Origin of the sequence: Kocuria sp. (genome assembly GCF_030538595.1) — a bacterium.
In the GTDB taxonomy this organism is placed as follows: domain Bacteria; phylum Actinomycetota; class Actinomycetes; order Actinomycetales; family Micrococcaceae; genus Kocuria.
Map to the genome: position 1 here is coordinate 94119 of NZ_JAUNTS010000012.1, position 18988 is coordinate 113106.

At 62.9% G+C, this 18988-nt stretch carries 18 protein-coding genes and 1 tRNA gene; 14 read left to right on the forward strand and 5 right to left on the reverse strand.

All coding sequences use genetic code 11. The features are described from left to right. The first annotated feature begins 33 nt into the window (after positions 1 to 33). From Q4G32_RS10700 to Q4G32_RS10710, 3 genes are read left to right on the forward strand one after another with little or no spacing between them, the layout of a single operon-like run. Entirely contained in the window at positions 34 to 378 is a 345-nt protein-coding gene (locus Q4G32_RS10700) for a thiamine-binding protein (protein WP_303351300.1), read from the forward strand. Continuing rightward, positions 375 to 914 carry a GNAT family N-acetyltransferase gene (locus Q4G32_RS10705; RefSeq protein ID WP_303351302.1) on the forward strand — a complete coding sequence of 180 codons (540 nt, stop codon included), beginning with the start codon at positions 375 to 377 and terminating at the stop codon, positions 912 to 914. Before Q4G32_RS10700 ends, Q4G32_RS10705 begins: the two co-directional genes overlap by 4 nt. Then, entirely contained in the window at positions 914 to 1798 is an 885-nt protein-coding gene (locus Q4G32_RS10710; protein WP_303351304.1) for a spermidine synthase, read from the forward strand. The genes Q4G32_RS10705 and Q4G32_RS10710 overlap by 1 nt, the downstream gene beginning before the upstream one ends. 69 nt (positions 1799 to 1867) lie before the next feature. Here the strand turns inward: Q4G32_RS10710 and Q4G32_RS10715 are convergent, their stop codons facing one another. Both Q4G32_RS10715 and Q4G32_RS10720 read right to left on the reverse strand, forming a co-directional pair. Beyond that, a complete protein-coding gene (locus tag Q4G32_RS10715) occupies positions 1868 to 2734 on the reverse strand; it encodes a CPBP family intramembrane glutamic endopeptidase (protein ID WP_303351306.1) in 867 nt (288 codons plus the stop codon). Then, positions 2734 to 4224 (reverse strand): NCS2 family permease, encoded by a 1491-nt coding sequence (locus Q4G32_RS10720; protein WP_441327497.1) that lies wholly within the window; start codon positions 4222 to 4224, stop codon positions 2734 to 2736. Before Q4G32_RS10720 ends, Q4G32_RS10715 begins: the two co-directional genes overlap by 1 nt. A 218-nt stretch (positions 4225 to 4442) precedes the next feature. On the opposite strand from Q4G32_RS10720, the gene Q4G32_RS10725 reads away from it, so the two are divergent. After that, the gene (locus Q4G32_RS10725) at positions 4443 to 5276 is read left to right on the forward strand and encodes an HAD-IIA family hydrolase (RefSeq protein ID WP_303351310.1); all 834 of its coding nucleotides are present in this window, start codon (positions 4443 to 4445) and stop codon (positions 5274 to 5276) included. Positions 5277 to 5371: 95 nt separating this feature from the next. Further along, complete coding sequence (locus Q4G32_RS10730; protein ID WP_303351312.1) at positions 5372 to 6322, forward strand: hypothetical protein; 951 nt, start codon at positions 5372 to 5374, stop codon at positions 6320 to 6322. Here Q4G32_RS10730 and Q4G32_RS10735 read toward each other — a convergent pair. Next, positions 6298 to 6726, reverse strand: a complete 429-nt coding sequence (locus tag Q4G32_RS10735) for a YchJ family protein (RefSeq protein ID WP_303351330.1) — start codon at positions 6724 to 6726, stop codon at positions 6298 to 6300. The two genes, Q4G32_RS10730 and Q4G32_RS10735, sit on opposite strands and share 25 nt — an antisense overlap. A 147-nt stretch (positions 6727 to 6873) precedes the next feature. After that, positions 6874 to 7485 (reverse strand): pyridoxal 5'-phosphate synthase, encoded by a 612-nt coding sequence (locus tag Q4G32_RS10740; protein WP_368660392.1) that lies wholly within the window; start codon positions 7483 to 7485, stop codon positions 6874 to 6876. Positions 7486 to 7687: 202 nt separating this feature from the next. On the opposite strand from Q4G32_RS10740, the gene Q4G32_RS10745 reads away from it, so the two are divergent. The 8 genes from Q4G32_RS10745 to Q4G32_RS10780 all read left to right on the forward strand — a co-directional run bounded on the left by Q4G32_RS10745 (position 7688) and on the right by Q4G32_RS10780 (position 17152). Beyond that, complete coding sequence (locus tag Q4G32_RS10745; RefSeq protein WP_303351313.1) at positions 7688 to 9385, forward strand: nitrite/sulfite reductase; 1698 nt, start codon at positions 7688 to 7690, stop codon at positions 9383 to 9385. After that, complete coding sequence (locus tag Q4G32_RS10750) at positions 9382 to 10143, forward strand: phosphoadenylyl-sulfate reductase (RefSeq protein WP_303351315.1); 762 nt, start codon at positions 9382 to 9384, stop codon at positions 10141 to 10143. The genes Q4G32_RS10745 and Q4G32_RS10750 overlap by 4 nt, the downstream gene beginning before the upstream one ends. 113 nt (positions 10144 to 10256) lie before the next feature. Further along, positions 10257 to 11216, forward strand: a complete 960-nt coding sequence (cysD, locus tag Q4G32_RS10755) for a sulfate adenylyltransferase subunit CysD (RefSeq protein ID WP_441327494.1) — start codon at positions 10257 to 10259, stop codon at positions 11214 to 11216. Further along, positions 11216 to 12709, forward strand: a complete 1494-nt coding sequence (locus Q4G32_RS10760) for a sulfate adenylyltransferase subunit 1 (RefSeq protein WP_303351317.1) — start codon at positions 11216 to 11218, stop codon at positions 12707 to 12709. Before cysD ends, Q4G32_RS10760 begins: the two co-directional genes overlap by 1 nt. Next, complete coding sequence (locus tag Q4G32_RS10765) at positions 12710 to 13927, forward strand: ABC transporter substrate-binding protein (RefSeq protein ID WP_303351319.1); 1218 nt, start codon at positions 12710 to 12712, stop codon at positions 13925 to 13927. After that, on the forward strand, positions 13924 to 14736 hold the full coding sequence (locus tag Q4G32_RS10770; protein ID WP_303351321.1) for an ABC transporter ATP-binding protein: 813 nt from the start codon (positions 13924 to 13926) through the stop codon (positions 14734 to 14736). The genes Q4G32_RS10765 and Q4G32_RS10770 overlap by 4 nt, the downstream gene beginning before the upstream one ends. Continuing rightward, positions 14726 to 15640, forward strand: coding sequence for an ABC transporter permease (locus tag Q4G32_RS10775; RefSeq protein WP_303351323.1), 915 nt, complete (start codon positions 14726 to 14728; stop codon positions 15638 to 15640). The genes Q4G32_RS10770 and Q4G32_RS10775 overlap by 11 nt, the downstream gene beginning before the upstream one ends. Positions 15641 to 15718: 78 nt before the next feature. Then, a complete protein-coding gene (locus tag Q4G32_RS10780) occupies positions 15719 to 17152 on the forward strand; it encodes an FAD-dependent oxidoreductase (protein ID WP_441327495.1) in 1434 nt (477 codons plus the stop codon). 29 nt (positions 17153 to 17181) lie between these two features. Here the strand turns inward: Q4G32_RS10780 and Q4G32_RS10785 are convergent, their stop codons facing one another. Further along, the gene (locus Q4G32_RS10785) at positions 17182 to 18534 is read right to left on the reverse strand and encodes a D-arabinono-1,4-lactone oxidase (RefSeq protein WP_303351325.1); all 1353 of its coding nucleotides are present in this window, start codon (positions 18532 to 18534) and stop codon (positions 17182 to 17184) included. A gap of 168 nt (positions 18535 to 18702) precedes the next feature. On the opposite strand from Q4G32_RS10785, the gene Q4G32_RS10790 reads away from it, so the two are divergent. Then, positions 18703 to 18775, forward strand: a tRNA-Glu gene (locus tag Q4G32_RS10790). The last annotated feature ends 213 nt before the right edge of the window (positions 18776 to 18988 follow it).

The following is an 18988-nucleotide window of genomic DNA, read 5'->3' on the forward strand; positions in this document are numbered from 1 at the left end:
CTGCCCGGGAAGGTGCAGTGGGAGGATGGTCACATGATCGTCGCATTTTCCGTATCGCCCATGGGTGGCGACAACCCAGATGCCTCCGTACACGACGCCGTCGCCGCTGCAGTCCAGATTGTCCGCGATTCCGGTCTGCCGCATCAGACTGACTCCATGTTCACCACCATTGAGGGTGACTGGGATGAGGTCATGGCTGTGATCAAGCGCGCCACGGAAGCGGTGGGGCGTCACGGCCCGCGCGTGTCCCTGGTCCTGAAAGCGGACATTCGCCCTGGTCGCACGGGGGAGATCTCCGGCAAGGTGGAGCGGTTGGAGGCTGCTCTACAGCGTCAGGCGTTGGAGGGACACAGCAGTTCCGGGGCCATCGAGAGTTGAGCTACCGCATCCGGCCTGGCACTCCCGCGGACGCTGAGGCCCTCACAGCCCTGCGCTTTGCATGTCAGGCGGAGACTTACGGACCGCTCTACGGCACAGCATTCGTGGCTTCCATTCAGTCCGGCACCGGCGCCGCTGAGGAAGACCGCGCGCATTTGGAGGCGCCGAGCGCCAACGTTCAGGTGGCCCAAGACGACGACGGCGTACTGGTCGGCTTTGCCATTGCCGCCGACGGACCATTGGGTTGGGAGTGCGCGGTGGCTTCTGATGTGATTGCCACCCGCCAGTTGGTGAGTCTCTACACCCGGGCCAGCACCCATGGAACGGGGTTGGGTGCCCAGCTGATGGAGGCGGTCTTGAAGGACCACGATCCAGCCGAACCCGTGTACCTGTGGATCATGGCAGGTAATCAGCGTGCGGATGCTTTCTACCGCAAGCACGGTTTCACGCAGGTGGACACCCCGCCGCTACCTGCAGAGGGTGCGTGGTCCGGGCAGTTCACGTACCGCATGATTCGGCCCGGTGGCATTGCCTGATGGGTCGCAAACGCCAACGTGGGCAGCAGGAGCCACCGGCAGAAAGCTCCGGGCCGCGCGCAGGTACCTGGGAGATCAGTACCGGGACCGTTGAGCTGGTCCCGGATGACCTGACACCCGGGGCCTGGACCGTGCTGGTCAACGGGGTGCCGTCTTCGCATGTGGACCCTGCACGTCCGGGTGACCTTGACTTTGAGTACATGCGCTGGATGGCTGCCGTGCTGCGGATGTATGTGCCCGCCAACCTCGATCCGCAGAAACTCAGGGTTCTTCACCTGGGTGGCGGAGCTTGTTCCATGGCGCGGTGGGTGGCCCACGAATGGCCCACGTCCCGTCAGGTGGTGGTGGAACTGGATGCCCGTCTGGTGGAGTTGGTCCGCGGATGGTTCGACCTACCCCGCGCACCGCTTTTGCGGGTTCGTGCGGGGGAGGCGCGTGCCGTGACCGAGTCCCTGAACCACAACACGCGGGAGGTCATCATCCGGGACGTCTTTGCCGGCGACCGGACGCCGCACCCGCTCACCACCGTGGAGTTCACCCGTGAGGTCGAGCGGGTGCTGAGCCCGGACGGGATCTATCTGCTCAATGTGGGGGATGACCCCCAACTCAACGGGGTCCGGCAGGAAATTGCCACTCTGCGTTCGGTCTTCCCGCACGTGGCCGCCGTGGCTGACCCCGCCATGTTCAAAGGACGACGACGCGGCAACGTGGTCCTGGCTGCCTCTCATCGCCCGCTGCCTGAAACCGGGTCGCAAGAAGCCGCCACCATGACTCGGTCCTTGCTGGTTGACCCGGTCCCGGCTCAGTACAAGGACCAACACTGGACAGCCACCTTTGCCGCAACGATTCCGCCGCGGAGGGACCCGGCGGCGTCGTCGTCGTGAAATGCGTTTGACAGGTAAATGACCCCTGGGAGGCGATTCCAGGGGTCATGTACCTGTCAAACCTGTGGCTCACGATGGGTGGGCGGTGGTCCGCGCCTGCAGACGACGACTGATGAGGACAATCACCACCAGCGCCGCCACGTTGATTGCCACACTGAAGGCCGCATTGCCCCACGTGATCTGGGTGGCGTTTTGCGTGAGCAGGTTGGTGTTGTCCACCTGGATGGTGGGTGTACCCAGGCTGTAGAGATTGTTGATCAAGTGAATGGCCAGCGGAGCTTCAAGGCCACCCGTGAGATAACCGGCTGCTGCAAACACCAGACCGAAAGTCAGGAAGGCCACCAACCCTTGGATGTTGCCGGGCTGGTGGGCCGCGGAAAACATAGCGGCGCTGACCAGGGCTGCAGCAACCAGCCTGAACCGCCATCGGGCCAACAGCGCTGAGACGGACTGCTGAATGGCCCCGCGGAACGCCAGTTCCTCCCCGGCAACCTGGAACGGGATCACGGCAAAAACCACCAGAGTGGCCAGAAGCCAGTCCGAACGCTGAATCCCGTGGACACTGCCGATCAAGAACACAGCCATGACAGGCACACAGGCCAGGGCATAGAGCCCAAACAACTTCCAGCGGAAACGCCCCGTGACGGAGACCAGCTGACCCGGAGACAGGCGCAGCAGGGCGCAGGTGATCAAGGCCAGGACGGTGCCGGCCACGAACAGGCTCAGACCGGCAGCGGCCAGAGAGGCCAAGTCGCCGGGAAGAAAGCGCTGCAACGCGGGCTGTGCCACCAGGGACAGAATGCTCAAAACCACCAGGGCGGCAAAACTGCCCACGATCAAAGCAACCAGCCGCCGCCACAGAGAGCGGCGCGGGTGAATGGCCTGTTCGGCAAAGTGGAGAACCGAGTCCGGGGGGATGACTTGGTTTGTGGTCATTACTGGGCCCAGCCTTCAATCACACCGGTGCTGAAAAAGACCACAAAGGCCAGAGCCACAACCCACATGAGCGGGTGAATTTCCTTGATGCGGCCCTGCACCACGCGGATGAACACGTAGGAGATGAAACCGGCACCAATGCCATCTGCAATGGAGTAGGTGAACGGCATGACCACAAAGGTCAGGAAGGCCGGAACGGCAATGCCCCAGTCGTCCCAGTCGATCCGCACCACATTCTTGGCCATGAGGAAGCCGACCACCACCATGGCAGGCGCCACGGCCTCGAACGGAACCACCTCAACCAGCGGGGTGATGAAGGCGGCCAGCAGGAACAGCAAGCCGGTGACCACGTTGGCCAGGCCCGTGCGGGCACCTTCGGCAATACCCGTGGAGGACTCCACGTAGATCTGGTTGGAGGACACGGACCCGGCACCACCGGCAACGGCACCAAAGGCGTCCACCATCAGCACTCGGTCAACATTTTCGATCTTGCCGTCCTTGACCAGCCCGGCCTGATCGGAGAGGCCAACCATGGTGCCCATGGCGTCAAAGAAGATGGACAGCAAAATGGTGAAAATCAGCAACGCGGCGGTGAAGCTGCTCAGCTGGGTGAGAGCATCAATCGGGGCTGCTTCACCCAGCAGGGAAAGATTGGGGAAGGACAGCAACGCAGTGGGGTTCTCCGGGACCACCAGGGACCACCCCGTGGGGCTTTCCACCGAAGACCCTGAAGGAACCACGGCTTCCAACACGTGGGCCAGGACGGTGCCGGAGACCACGGCAATCAGAATGGCGCCCTTGATCTGGCGCACCATCAGGGCAACCGTCAGCAGCAGGGTGAGCACGAACACCAGCGTGGGCCAGCCCATCAGATGACCACCCACGCCCAGACTCACAGGCACGGTGGTGTTGGCTTCATCCGGTATGCGGCGCACAAAGCCTGCATTGACAAACCCGATCAGGGCAATGAACAGACCGATGCCCACCACAATGGCGGTTTTCAACGACGACGGCACCGCGTTGAACACAGCCGTCCTGAAGCCGGTCAACACCAGCACGAACATGATCAATCCGGCCCAGATGACCAGGCCCATGATCTGCGGCCATGTCAGCTCAGGGTGTGTGGCAATGGTGACGGCCAGAAAGGCATTCACGCCCAGGCCGGTGGCAAGAGCAAACGGAGCCTTGGCGATCACGCCCATCAGGATGGTCAGCACACCGGCAATCAGGGCGGTCATGGCGGCTACACGGTCCACGCCCAAAGTGTTCCCGGTGCCATCTGGACCGAGGCCCAGAACCAGCGGGTTGAGCACCACGATGTAGCTCATGGCAATGAACGTGGCAATGCCACCACGGACCTCGCGGCTTATGGTGGAACCACGTTCTGAAATGAGGAAATAACGGTCCAGGAATCCGCCACCCCGGGGGGACTTGGGTGTGGCGGTGGACTCGGGAGCAGTATGGGACACGGTGCGGCTCCGGTGGTTCATCGAGCTGGGGACGGTCAACTCGCAAAATCTTACGCTCACAGCGTTATCGGAAAGTGACCTCAGTGGCGGGGGTCACTGGCAATAGCGGGCCAGTGCCGTGAACACGAAACACTCACGGCCTAGTGTGGGGAGCGGAAGGCGCCGTAGGAGCGTCGTCGTTGATGGTGATTGCAAGCAGCGAAAAATAGCCGGCTGGGACATTTTGGAGGGTGAATCTCATGGAAGCGCCGCGTACGCAACGACTGATCGGGACAAACACCTGGTTGACGGACATGGACGGTGTCCTGGTCCGTGAAGAAGCCATGATTCCCGGGGCCTCCCGGCTACTGGAGTTGTGGCGGGAGCGGGGCCAGCGATTCCTGGTCCTGACCAACAATTCCATGTATACGCCCCGTGACCTCTCTGCTCGATTGGCTCGCTCCGGTTTGGAGGTCCGGGAAAGTGAATTGTGGACTTCCGCACTGGCCACGGCCGAGTTCCTGCGGGAGCAGGCTGCCGGCCACCGGGCCTACGTGATTGGGGAGGCTGGTTTGACCACCGCCATGCACGAGGCCGGGTTTGTGCTCACAGACACCGACTGTGACTACGTGGTCTTGGGTGAGACCCGCACCTACTCCTTTGAGGCCATCACCAAGGCCATTCGATTGATCGACGGCGGAGCGCGCTTTATTGCCACCAATCCAGACACCACGGGGCCGTCTCCGGAGGGCCCTCTGCCCGCCACCGGCGCAGTTGCAGCCATGATCTCCGCGGCCACCAAAACCAACAAGCAGCCCTACATTGTGGGCAAGCCCAACCCCATGATGTTCCGGTCGGCACTGAATCGGATCAAAGCGCATTCGGAAACCACGGCCATGCTGGGGGACCGCATGGACACGGACATCATTGCCGGAATGGAGGCGGGTCTGTCCACGCTGCTGGTGCTCAGCGGTGTGACCAAGCGGGAGCAGGTGGAGCAATATCCCTTCCGGCCCACGGCCGTCATGGAATCTGTGCAGGACTTGGTCAATCTGCTGGACACCCCCGGACCGGACGGCTCCACCAGCGGATGACTGGATGTGTGGTCATACCGCAGGATGAGGGGCGTGGCACAAGATAGGACTTCTGGTGGATGTGCCGTGGACAAGGGTCTTCATAGCCTGAAGGCATGGTCATCACCTCAATCATCCTGGCCCTGCTGGCGGCTGTTGGGCTGGCTGTGGGCACTCATCTACAGCACCACGCAGTCCGTACCGGGTCATCTGCGGACACCAAGCCCCTTGTGTTGCGGCCGCTGTGGCTGGTGGGGCTGACCTTGCTGGGCCTGGAAACGGTGCTCAACATTGCGGCGCTGGGGCTTGGACCGGTGGCCCTGGTTCAGCCCGTCGGAGCGGTGTCACTGGTGGTGGCTATTGCGATCAGCATGAAAGTTCTGCGCCTGCGGATGACGTGGCCGATGGCCGGCAGCATGGTGTTGACCCTGGGTGGAGTGGCCGGTTTTGTGGCTGTCTCGGCTCATAACTCCCAGACTGCGTCCCTGGTCCCGGGCACCTTGACCTGGTTGAACGGACTGCTGATCCTTTTCAGCCTGGTGGGTGCCGTGCTGGCGGCAACCGGCGCCAGCCACCTGGTGTTGGTAGCTCTGGCTGGGCTGACATTTGGCACCGTGGCTGCTTCAGTGCACGTGGTGGCGTCCAGCGTGATGGGCGCGATCAACAGTGGTGGAGGATTGGCCTCTGCCTTTGACCTGGTGCTGCATGGAATGCTGCTCACGGTCATTGCCATCGTGCTGGCCTCAGCCGTGGGGATCTGGGTGGTTCAGGCCGCTTACGCCTCCGGCCCACCGGAAACCGTGCTTGCCGGATTGACTGTTGTGGACCCCATGATGGCTGTATTCATCGGAGCTGTTGTGCTCGGAGAGTACGGAAACCTCAGTGCAGCGGCACTGACTGGGCTGCTGCTCACCGGCGCCGCTGCCGTGGTGGGAGTGGTGCTCTTGGCACGATCCCACCCGGGCCTGGGAAACGCCCCAACGCAGACGACGACGCCGCGTGCTGAGCGTCCGGCGGCGTTACCCCGCCGGAGCAGTCAGCTTCAAATGAGCGTGCCGTCCAGGTAAAACCACTGACCATCGTGACGGCGGAAGCGGGAGTTCTCTCTTTGAGTTCCGCGCGGGGCCTGGCTACCGGGGACTGGTTTGTAATGCGCGGTGAAATCCACCGTTCCCCAGTCCTCGAACGGTCCACCGCCGGTGGTGCCGTTGATGTCCAGGCGGTACCAGCGCAGGTCAGGGTCCAAATCCACGGAATCTGGCCGGGTGGAGGGGTCCCAGGTGCGCAATAGATGCGCCTCATCCCCGACTGCAAAAGCGCTGAACCGCGAGCGCATCAAGGTCTCTGCAGTGGGTGCGGCTTTGCCGTGGTGGAACGGGCGGCAGCAGTTGCCGTAGGTATCCCCGGAGCCACACGGGCAGCGGGTGTCAGCATCCAGTGCTGCGCTTCTCTGCGCGGTGGTTTGGGGCATGGGGTTGGTGGTGGAGACAGTCATAGCGGTGTGTACTGTTCCATAATCACCGCCAACTCGCTGTGAGGTGGCTGACGTCGGCAGCACGCTCACTGGTGAACTCCCGGGGCGGAGCAGGTTTGGGATGCACGCCAGTGGGAACGCCACTCAGGGCTGGAGCAGTACTGAGTTCCACCTGCCGTTGAGCTGGTCAAAACGTAGGCGATTGTGCAGTTCGTCGTCGTTTCCGGCCCAAAACTCCACAGCGGTCGGCTTCAGAACGTAACCCACCTGGGTGGCGGGACGCGGCAAGTTGGAACCGTGGGCGGCCAGCGCTTCCACGTGGCGGTGCAAATCACCGGCGTCCAGTAGTGGAGCACTCTGTTCGGAGCCCACCGCAACCGCCTTGGCCCGGGGCGAACGCTCCTGGAACAGGGCATCGGAGACTTGCGGCGTGAGGACCTCCACCGCGCCGGCCACGCTGATCTGGCGCTGGAGCGCTGGCCAGTGGAAATGCGCACCTGCCTGCGCGTTCCGAGCCAATTCAACGCCTTTGCGGCTCATTGCCGAGCTGACAAAAACCAGACCGTTCGTGCTGAAATCACGCAGGATCACCACGCGCTGGGACGGCAGCCCCGTGGGAGCCACAGTGGCCAGAACCATGGCGCGTGGACCTGGCACCTCCCGCTCTTGAGCCTGCCGGAACCACGCCGCGAACAACTCCATGGGATCGGCGGGTGCTGGGGCGTGGGGCCACGTGGGGCCAGGCAGGGGATCCAGTCATCAGTGTCTCCATCAGTTCGGTGAGGTATCAGCTGTCTGCTTGATGGGTGCTGCACGGCAGGAGTTCGCCCGCACCGGCGTCGAACATTGCGAGAGTCTGTACGCCGTGGTCCTGGTGAGGTTGTGGCCAGAACCGCAACTGTGTCCGACTGTTACGGCGAACGTGACCCTGCGGGTACCCACAGCGTTCACTGGAACGATGACATCCTCCACACCGGCGCGTCCTGCTCGCACGCGCAAACCCAAGCCCGAGGGGCAGTGGAAAGTAGACGGCCCAGCGCCGCTGAATCACAACGAAGAATTCAAGGCCGAGGACGATGGTTTTCACGTCCGTGCTCGGATAGAGCAAAAGTACTCCAAGGAGGGTTTTGCCTCCATTGACGGCGATGACCTGCACGGTCGTTTCCGGTGGTGGGGTCTCTACACGCAGCGCAAGCCAGGGGTGGACGGCGGAAAAACAGGTTCGCTCAGCGACTCCGAAATTGAAGATGAGTACTTCATGATGCGGGTACGCCTGGATGGTGGCACGCTCACTTTGCGGCAGCTGAAAGTTCTTGCTGAGATTTCCACCGAGTTTGCGCGCGGCACGGCAGATGTCACGGACCGTCAGAACATCCAATACCACTGGATTCGGATTGAGGACGTTCCGGAGATTTGGCGGCGCCTGGAGGAAGCAGGCATGGACACGGTCTCCGCCTGCGGTGATGTTCCACGCGTGATCCTGGGTTCGCCCGTGGCGGGGGTGGCTGTGGATGAAATCATTGATCCCACACCCGCGTTGGACGCTCTCAAAACAGAGGTCCGCAAGCTGGAGTTCTCCAACTTGCCCCGCAAGTACAAGACCGCGATCACCGGGCACCCGTCCTTGGACGTGGTGCATGAGATCAACGACTGCTCCTTTGTGGGCGTTGATCACACTGAGTTTGGTCCCGGTTTTGACCTGTGGATCGGTGGGGCACTTTCCGTGCAACCGTTCCTGGGCAAGCGCCTGGGTGTTTTCGTGCGTGAAGACCAGGTGGTGGACGTCTGGCGCGGTGTCACCGGGATTTTCCGTGACTACGGATACCGCCGCCTGCGTAACCGCGCTCGCCTGAAGTTCCTGGTCCGGGACTGGGGCGTGGAGAAGTTCCGCAAGGTGCTCCAGGACGAATATCTGGGCTATGAACTTGAGGATGGTCCGGCGCCGCAAGAACCCGGAACTCCGGGGGACCACATTGGCGTCCACAAACAGAAGGACGGCAAGAACTTTATTGGGGTGGCCCCGCGTGCCGGCCGCGTGCCCGGCAAGATGCTGCACCAACTTGCTGAGGTCATGCAGCGTTTTGGATCGGACAGAGTTCGCACCACCCCCTACCAGAAGCTGCTGATCCTGGACATTGACGACGCCGATGTTGATGCCGCAGTGGCTGCCCTGGAAGCCATTGATCTACCCGCCAAGCCCGGTGCCTTCCGGCGAGCCACCGTGGCTTGCACAGGCATTGAGTTCTGCAAACTGGCCATCGTGGAAACCAAGCAGGTGGCTTCGGATGTGATGGATGACCTGGACCGTAGGCTGGAAGATGTCACCCTGCCCGCCCCCATCAGCCTGCACATCAACGGTTGCCCCAATTCCTGCGCCCGGTTCCAGGCCGCAGACATCGGTCTGAAGGGCCAGCTGCTTCCCACGGAGGACGGCGGCCAGAAGCCGGGATACCAGGTTCACTTGGGTGGCGGATTCGCCAGCGTGGAACGTGGCCTGGAAGCCAACCTGGGTCGCACGGTTCGGGGACTAAAGGTGTTCCAAGATGAGTTGCCTGATTACGTGGAGAATTTGACCCGGCGCTACTTGGCCCAGCGTGAATCTGATGAAAGCTTCGCTGCGTGGGCCATCCGCGCGGAGGAGGACGACCTGAAATGACAACCAACATCACGGAAGCACCAGCTCGCGGCGAGGAAGAGCTGCGGGAACTGGCCATTGCTGGCGCGCGGGAACTCGGCGCAGAACTGAGCGTGGAAGGCACCGTGCCCACTGCCGGTGAAGCAGACCACGTGGCAGCCATCCGGTGGGTGGCTGATAACTTCCCCCAGGCGCGTGTGGCAGTGGCTTGCTCCATGGCAGATGCCGTGCTGCCGGCACTGGTGGCGGATCAGATCCCCGGCGTGGATGTGCTGTTCTTGGAGACCGGCTACCACTTCCCGGAAACGGAGGGCACCAAGGAAGCCGTCAAGTTCATGTTGGACGTCAACGTGGTGGACGTGCTGCCCAAGCTCACCGTGGCCGAACAGGACAGCCGGCACGGCAAGGATTTGTTTTCCACGGACCCCACAGCCTGCTGCCGGATGCGCAAGGTGGAGCCCTTGGCAGAAGCTCTCACCGGGTACGACGTGTGGTTCACCGGCGTGCGCCGTGATGAATCCCCCACCCGCACCAACGCACCCATGGTGACCTTTGACGAGACCCACAAGATCGTCAAGGTCAATCCCATGGTGCGCTGGTCCTTGGATGAACTGACCGATTACAGCAATATCCACGGCCTGCCCGTGAACCCGCTGCTTTCGGACGGCTACCTCTCCATCGGTTGCGCACCCTGCACGCGTCGTGTGGCCCCGGGGGAAGACCCCCGCGCCGGCCGCTGGTCCGGCACCGACAAGATCGAGTGCGGCATCCACCTGTAATCCATTCCGCGGCGCCTCACCCACCACGTGCGGCGGCGTCGTCGAAATCCCACTTGCCCCATGGGCTTGCCCTGAATCCAGGGTGCCCGTCACGGAAGCCAGGAGTAATCCCCATGACCCAAGTTCCGCAGGACGCTGAGCCGCAGGCCGAGCCCCACGCCGTGGCGCAGCAGGCCACGGGTGAGCAGTCCGCGTTGGATGCGTTGGAGTCGGAGTCCATCCACATCATCCGGGAGGTGGTGGCGGAGTTCGACCGCCCGGCCATGCTGTTCTCCGGTGGCAAGGATTCCGTGGTGATGCTGCACCTGGCCGCCAAAGCGTTTTGGCCCGCGGCTATCCCATTCCCCGTGCTGCACGTGGACACGGGTCACAACTTCCCGGAAGTTCTGGATTTCCGCGACCGCACCGTGCAACGGCTGGGCTTGCGCCTGGAGGTTGCTTCCGTTCAGGACTACATCGACGACGGCCGCCTCACCGAGCGCGCCGACGGCACCCGTAACCCGCTCCAGACGGTTCCCCTGCTCGATGCCATTGAGACCAACAAGTTCGACGCCGTATTTGGCGGCGGGCGTCGGGATGAGGACAAGGCCCGGGCCAAAGAACGCATCCTGTCCCTGCGCGACGAGTTCGGCCAGTGGGATCCGCGTAATCAGCGCCCGGAGCTGTGGAACCTTTACAACGGGCGGCACACTGCCGGGCAGCACGTGCGGGCGTTCCCCATTTCCAACTGGACCGAGTTGGACATCTGGCGCTACATAGAACGCGAGAACATTGAGTTGCCGCCCATCTACTTTGCCCACGAACGTGATGTGTTCCGCCGGGACGGTATGTGGGTTGCGGTGACCCCGGTGTCCCAGCCCAAGGACTCGGAACCCGTGGAAATCCACACAGTGCGCTACCGCACCGTGGGGGACATGTCCTGCACGGGTGCGGTGCTCTCCGATTCGGAAACGGTCTCCGATGTGGTGGCCGAGGTGGCGGTGTCCACGCTGACCGAACGCGGCGCCACCCGTGCCGATGACCGACTGTCCGAAGCCGCCATGGAGGATCGCAAGAAGGACGGCTACTTCTGATGAGCAGCCCCGTTGAGCACATTCATCCAGCACGTCCAGGCGGTGTTGAGCACATCCGCATCGCAGACACCACGCAGATCACGGAGAACCCTGTGACGGAAACCCCCACCATTGACCCCGGTTCGCTGTTTCGCTTTGCCACCGCAGGTTCAGTGGATGACGGCAAGTCCACCCTGGTGGGCCGTTTGCTGCATGACGCCAAGGCCATCCTGGCCGACCAGTTGGAGGCCGTGACCCGGACTTCCGCTGAGCGTGGGTTCGGCGGGGGATCGGGCCAGATTGACTTGGCACTGCTGACCGATGGTTTGCGGGCGGAGCGGGAGCAGGGCATCACCATTGATGTTGCCTACCGCTACTTTGCCACCGACCGCCGCTCCTTTGTGCTGGCCGATTGCCCCGGCCACGTGCAGTACACCAAGAACACGGTCACGGGAGCTTCCACTGCGGATGCGGTGGTGCTTCTGGTGGATGCCCGTCACGGTGTGGTGGAACAGACCCGGCGGCACCTGGCCGTCACAGCTTTGTTGCGGGTGCCGCACGTGATTGTGGCCGTGAACAAGATTGACCTGGTGGACTATTCGCAGGAGATCTTTGACCAGATTTCGGCGGACATCACGCGCGTGGCTGCATCTTTGGGCGTGGTCAATCTGAAAGTGGTGCCGGTGAGCGCGCTGGAAGGGGACAACGTGGTGGAGCCCTCTCAGCACACCCCCTGGTACACCGCACAGGCTCCGGAGACTCAGGACGACGCCGCCACGCCCGGTTACGACGGCCGCCCCCTGCTGCGCATCTTGGAAGAACTGCCCACCCTGGATGAATCAGGTTCCGGGGAAGCCCGCGCTTTCCGGTTCCCGGTGCAGTTCGTGATCCGGCCCCAGGGCGGTGTGGCCCAGGGCGTGGATGCCGATGCCACCCGTGACTACCGCGGCTACGCCGGACAGATCGCCTCCGGCACGGTCAGCGTGGGGGATGAGGTGGTGGTGCTGCCCAGCGGGCGGACCACCACGGTGGAAGCCATTGACGTTGCAGGCACCGCCACCACCGTTGGGGGTGCTTTTCCGGGAGAGCAGCTGCGCAGCGCGGCCGCACCACGTTCCGTGACCTTGCGTCTGGCGGACGACCTGGATGTTGCCCGCGGTGAGTTGATTGCCGGTGCCACTCCCGCACCTCCCGAGCCGGTGCAGACCTTCACCGCACGCTTGGCCTGGCTGGGCGCACAACCCCTGCAGCCCCGCGCCCGGGTGCTGCTCAAACACGGGACTGCCACGGTGCAGGCCATGATCACTGGGATTCAGGGGCGTGTGGATCTGGAAACCATGGATCTCACGGAAGCCACCTCCCTGGAACTCAATGATCTGGGTGCGGTCACGGTACGGACAGCCAGCCCGCTGCCCCTGGACGATTATGCGGATCTGCGCCGTACAGGTGCTTTCCTGCTGATTGATTCCCAGTCCGGCAACACTCTGGCTGCCGGACTGGTGGGGGAGTTCTGAGTGGCATCCTTGCAAAAACCTCCCATCCAGACCGTCACTCGAACGGCCGGGGACAGCAACCGGGGGGCTGCGCGCCTGAGTGAGGGAGGGCGCCGTCGTCGTATGGGCTGGCCCGCGGTGCTGGTGGGATTGGCCATCTTGTGCGCACTCACGGTCACGGCCACGGTGCTGCGCGCCAACGGGACTCTGGATGCCATGGAGCAGGCGGTCACTGAGACCACCGATGCGGAGGAAATCACCCTGGGGTACTTTGGCAATCTGACCCACGGGCCGGCACTGGCTGGTGTGGAGCGGGGCTATTTTGAGCAGGCTCTGGGCGAGACGCAGTTGAGCACTCAGGTGTTCAACACGGGCCCCACCACCATTGAGGCCATGAACTCCGGTGAAGTGGACATTGCGTTCATGGGCCCCAACCCAGCCATCAACTCGTTTGTGCAGTCCGGTGGGCAGTCCGTGACCGTGGTGGCGGGAGCTACTTCCGGCGGTGCTCAGTTCATTGTGTCCCAGGACGTGACCGGTGCGGATGACTTGGCCGGACGCACGTTTGCCACCCCGGATTTTGGCGGCACCCAGGACGTGGCGCTGCGCGTGTGGCTGCAGGACCAGGGGTATGAGGTGGATACGGGAACCCCGGAGTCCGTGTCCATCACCCCCATGCCGTCCGGACAGGCGCTGCAGACTTTCCGCCAGGGTGCCATTGACGGTTTCTGGGGGCCACAGCCGTGGGTCACGCGCATGGTGCAGGAGGAAAACGGCAAGGTGCTGGTGGATGAACGCGATCTGTGGCCGGATGGCAAATACCCCACCACGGTACTGGCCGTGCGCACCGAGTTCTTGCAACAGCATCCGCAGACCGTGGAGAAGGTGCTGATCGGTTTGGAGGATTCCGTGGAGTACCTGAACTCAGCGGACACGGATGAAGTGATCGAAACCCTGAACACGGGGTTGGAGAACGCCCGTACCGAACCTCTTGACCCGCAGACCATTGAGGGCTCCCTGGAGGCCATGGAGTGGACCACCGATCCCATGGAGTCCACGTATCCCACGTTGCTGGAAAACGGTGTCCAAGCCGGAACCACGCAGGAGGCTTCCCTGGATGGTTTTGTGGATGACTCCCTGATCAACACCGTGCGTGAGGATCGCGGCCTGGACCCCGTGGGGGGAGAGCTTTCCGCAGCACTTCCTCCCGGGGCGGGTTTCCGGAAGGAGGCCGCATGAGCACGACGACGCCCTCCACCTCCCCCGCAGACAGTCCATCTGCGGAGTCCGTGATCACCCTGGAGAATCTGGGCAAAACGTTCTCCGCGGAGGACGGTGCCGTGTTGCAGGGACTAGATCTCAGCATTCAGCGCGGGCAATTTGTTGCCCTCCTGGGAGCCTCCGGCTCTGGCAAAACCACGTTGCTCAACCTGGTGGCCGGCTTGGAAGACCCCACGGAGGGGTCAGTGACGGCGCCGGTGCAAGGTGCGGCCATGATGTTCCAAGACGCCGGGTTGTTTCCGTGGCTGACCGCGGGAAAAAACGTTGAATTGGCTCTGGAACTTGCTGGTGTGCCCAAAGCCGCACGCAAGGACCGGGTTCAGGAGCTTCTGGAGCTGGTGCGCCTGCCGCAGGTGGCGGACAAACGCCCGCATGAACTCTCCGGTGGTATGCGCCAACGTGTGGGCTTGGCCCGCGCACTGGCCCAGGAGCGGGAAGTGCTCTTGATGGATGAGCCCTTTTCCGCCTTGGATGCCATCACCCGTGACCTGCTCCAAGATGAAGTCTTGCGGATCTGGGAAGTCACCGGCAGGACCATCGTGTTCATCACCCACAATGTCTCCGAGGCCGTTCACCTGGGACAACGTGTGCTGCTGTTGTCCTCCCGTCCCGGGCGGATTGTGCAGGAATGGGACACCGGCCCCTGGAAGGACCCGGCCTCTTACGGATTCGAGGCCGGCGGACAGTCCCGGGAGGAAACCCTGGATGAACTGACCCGTACCATCACCCATCGGCTCAGGGAGGAGATCGGACGCCATGCCCGCTGAGACCTCTCCGTCAACCACCCCGCGCCCAGCAGGGCAAAGCCTGGAAACACCGCAGGACAACGCAGCGGCTCTGGCCGGTTTGGATGCGCTGCAGGCCCGCGGGGGTCAGAGCCGTTCCGCCGGTGAGATCTTCCGGAGCAGGGTGGCCCCGCCCGTCGTCGCGCTGATTGCCGCGTTGATGGTGTGGCAGCTGGCCGTTGCCATCATTGACCCGCGCCCGGACATCATGCCCGGGCCGCTGGAAGTGGGGCGCCAGGTCTGGGCAGCCACATTGGACGGCACCCTCCCCGGTGCCTTGGCCACGTCCCTGTGGCGCGGTGTCAGCGGGTTCCTGATCGCCGTGGCCGTGGCCACACCGCTGGCTCTGTTGATTGCCCAGTGGGACGGGCTGCGCAGCGCCATTGGCCCGCTGATCACCGGCCTGCAAGTTCTGCCCTCCGTGGCTTGGGTTCCCGCGGCCATCGTGTGGTTCGGGCTCTCAGACGCCACCGTCTATTTTGTGGTGCTCATGGGTGCCATCCCGTCAATCGTCAACGGCATGCTCTCCGGCATCGACCAAATTCCACCGCAGCTGCTCAAAGCCGGCCGCGTACTGGGGGCAGATGGTTGGAAACTGGCAGCCAAAGTGGTCCTTCCCGCCGCCATGCCCGGCTACGTGGCCGGACTGAAACAGGGCTGGGCCTTCTCCTGGCGCTCGCTGATGGGGGCTGAACTCATTGCGATCGGCGGATCCATTGGATTCGGCTTAGGCTCGTTGTTGGCCCAAGGCCGCACGGTTTCAGACATGGCCATTGTGTTGACCGCAGTGCTGACCATCTTGTTGGTGGGCATTGTGATTGAACTGCTGTTCTTCAACCCGCTGGAGAAGAAACTTCTGCGGGGACGGGGACTTTTGATGCGGTGACCACCGCCAGGGCGAGTTGAGGGCGGGCCGGGGGACCGGCGTCGTCGTAAAAAATTAGTGCAAGGGGCTGTTGTAAAGATGACGGTCACCAGAGAGAGGAAACCAGTGGTAGAGATCATCCCGGGTAAGCGTCCGCTGCGAGTTGCTGTGATCGGTGCAGGTCCGGCCGGTATCTACACCGCGGACATGCTGACCAAATCGGATGCGGTGAAGAACGGCGAAATTGAGGTTGCCATTGACCTGTTCGACCGTTACCCCACCCCATTCGGGCTGATCCGTTACGGTGTGGCCCCCGATCACCCCCGTATCAAAGGCATTGTCAGCGCACTGCGTTCCATCCTGGGCCGCGGCGACATCCGGTTCTTCGGCAACGTGGATTACGGCTCTGACCTGACCTTGGGCGAGCTCAAAGAGCATTACGACGCCGTGGTGTTCTCCACCGGCGCTGTCAATGACGCCCCGCTGGAGGTTCCCGGTGTGGAACTGGACGGCGTCTACGGTGCCGCCGAGTTCGTGGCCTGGTACGACGGCCACCCGGACTACCCCCGGACGTGGCCGCTGAAGGCGGAGAAGGTGGCCGTGATCGGCAACGGCAACGTGGCCCTGGACGTGGCCCGGGTGCTGGCCAAGCACGCCGACGACATGCTCACCACCGAAATCCCGGGCAACGTGTACCAGGGGTTGAAGGCCAACCCGGTCACGGATGTGCACGTGTTCGGCCGCCGCGGTCCGGCCCAGATGAAGTTCACCCCGCTGGAACTGCGCGAACTTGCCAAGGTCCCGGACGTTGACCTGGTGGTGCACGCGGAGGACATCTCCGATGAGCACGTGGCGGAGGAAGCCGCCGGGGACAACAACCAGGTCAAGGTCATGCTGAAGACCCTCCGCAAGTGGTTGGAGGAGGATGCGCCCAAGACCGCATCCCGGCGCCTCCACCTGCACTTCTTCCAGCGACCGGAGAAGGTTCTGGGAGAAGACGGCGCGGTTGTTGGCCTGCGGACAGAACGCACCCGCTTGAACGACGACGGTTCCGTGTCCCCCACCGGTGAGTACTTTGACCACCCTGTGGGTGCCGTCTACCACGCGATTGGTTACCTGGGCTCCCCGCTGGCCGAAATCCCGTTCGATCTGGACCGCGGCGTGATCCTCAATGCCGAAGGTCGTGTGCTCGATCCCAACGGTGTGGTTCATCCGGGCCTGTATGCCACCGGCTGGATCAAGCGCGGGCCGGTGGGGCTGATCGGTGCCACCAAGTCTGATGCTCTGGAGACCATCACTCATCTGCTGGAAGACGTCCCCACCCTGGCCGGTGCGGATCAGCCAGGTTTTGAGGCCATCAAGGAAACCATGTCTGCCAAGGGCATTGAGTACACCACCTGGAACGGGTGGCTCCAGCTGGATGAGTACGAACAGAACCTGGGGGCGTCATCCCACGATGCCGAAGGCAACCCGCGTGAGCGCGTCAAGGTTGTGGAGCGTGACGAGATGGTCCGGGTGGCACGCGCTCACTGAGTCTTTTCTGCTCCGCCGAGCAACTTGATTCAGACTCCCAGCAGGCGGCGCATGGGTTCTGACAGGAACAGCCCATCCGGGTCTGTGTGTTGGCGGATTCTCAGGAAGTCTTCCCAATGGTCGTACTCAGGGGCCAAATCCTCCGCGGTCAGAGTGTGGCGTCCGGCCCAATGGGGTCGGGCGCCATGGGCCATGAACACGGTTTGAAGTTCGTCAAAGAGTTCCGGTGTCCAGGTGCGCCAGAACTGCCGGACGGAAATCCAGCCGGTGTAGCGGCCCTGCGCGGGTGACATCCACGCTTCTTCCGGAGCCGCGCAACGGACCGTGACCGGGAGCCCCAGGTAGGAGCCACGTTTCTCCAGGAGCTTTTGGACATCCCTGAAGGTTCCCGTCAGATCCTCCAGCGGAACAGCCCATTCTGTTTGGACGTATTTGACGGGTCTGGCGGAGGAAAACACCTTGTAGGACAGATCCGTGAATCGCCTGGAACTCACGGCCAGTGTGTCCAGCCGGTTGAGCCCGGGCACGGCTTTGGGTGCCCAACTGGCCAGCCGGTTCAAGCCGAGGGGCAAACCGCGGCGCAGCACGGTGTCATCCATGCGCCGCACCGTCTGGGCCACCTTGGAGCCCGGCTTGGACCATTCATCCGGCAAGCGGTGGAGCCGGGTCATGATGTGGGAATGTGCCGATCCGGTGACGGGGTTCCAAAAGAACTCGAAATGATCGGCGGATGCCATGCGTTCCCCAACGGCATTGATCAGTTGGTCAATCGGTTCTTTGAACTCGGCTGAGTGGAGACGGAATGAGGGTTCGCACTGAATGGTGACGGCTGCCACCACGCCGATCACACCCAGACCAGCGCGGGCTGCCTGAAAGACCTCGCGGTTGTGGGCCGGGGAGCATCCCATGATGTTGCCGTCGGCGGTCACCAGGGTCAGAGCGCACACCTGCCCTGAGAGGGAGGGGTACCCCGTGCCCGTTCCGTGCGTGGCCGTGGACACGGCGCCACCCAGAGTCTGGTGGAGCACATCCGGGAGGTTGGAGAAAGCCAGGCCCTCGCCCTCCAGAATCTTGGCCGCACGGATCAAGGTGGTGCCAGCCAAGAACTGCGCCTGATTGGTGGTCCGGTTGATCTGCAGCAGTCCTGTGAGCTCCGTGAGATCCAGTCGAACATCGCGGGGAGCAGCCAGCTCGCTGAAACTGTGTCCGGACCCGGCGGGCCGCAGCCCGACTCCCGATTCCCGAACTGCGGTCACGGCCGCCGCCAACTCCTCCAGCGTGGTGGGTCGAACAGTACGTACGCCCTCCACCTGGTGCGTGTGATCCCATGTCTGCCACGTGCCCGCGTTGACCTCAGCGGGCAAATCAAGCGGCTGATTCATCGGTCGAGCCTCCCCTCTTGTGGCCTGTGCCACTGATGAACGTGCCTTCTGCCATCTTTGCACCAAGCTGTGAGAGTTTGCTCAACACCTGTCCTGTGGTGTCTGAATCCACGAATCGCGTAGACCCCCGGGTAGCTGGTACAGTAGGCGATCGTCCGCAAGGACAAGGCCCCCATCGTCTAGCGGCCTAGGACACCGCCCTTTCACGGCGGCGGCACGGGTTCGAATCCCGTTGGGGGTACTGGTTCACAGTTCTTTGAGATTCGTGGGCCACACATCCGAATGGTGCAAGCCGTTCGATTTGCCTGGGGAACAGGTACTGATGCTAGTATCTTTCCTCGTTGGAAACCGTAAGAACCGCGGAATCACGCGGATCTGGGTTCCATTCCAGGCCCTGTAGCGCAGTTGGTTAGCGCGCCGCCCTGTCACGGCGGAGGTCGCGGGTTCAAGTCCC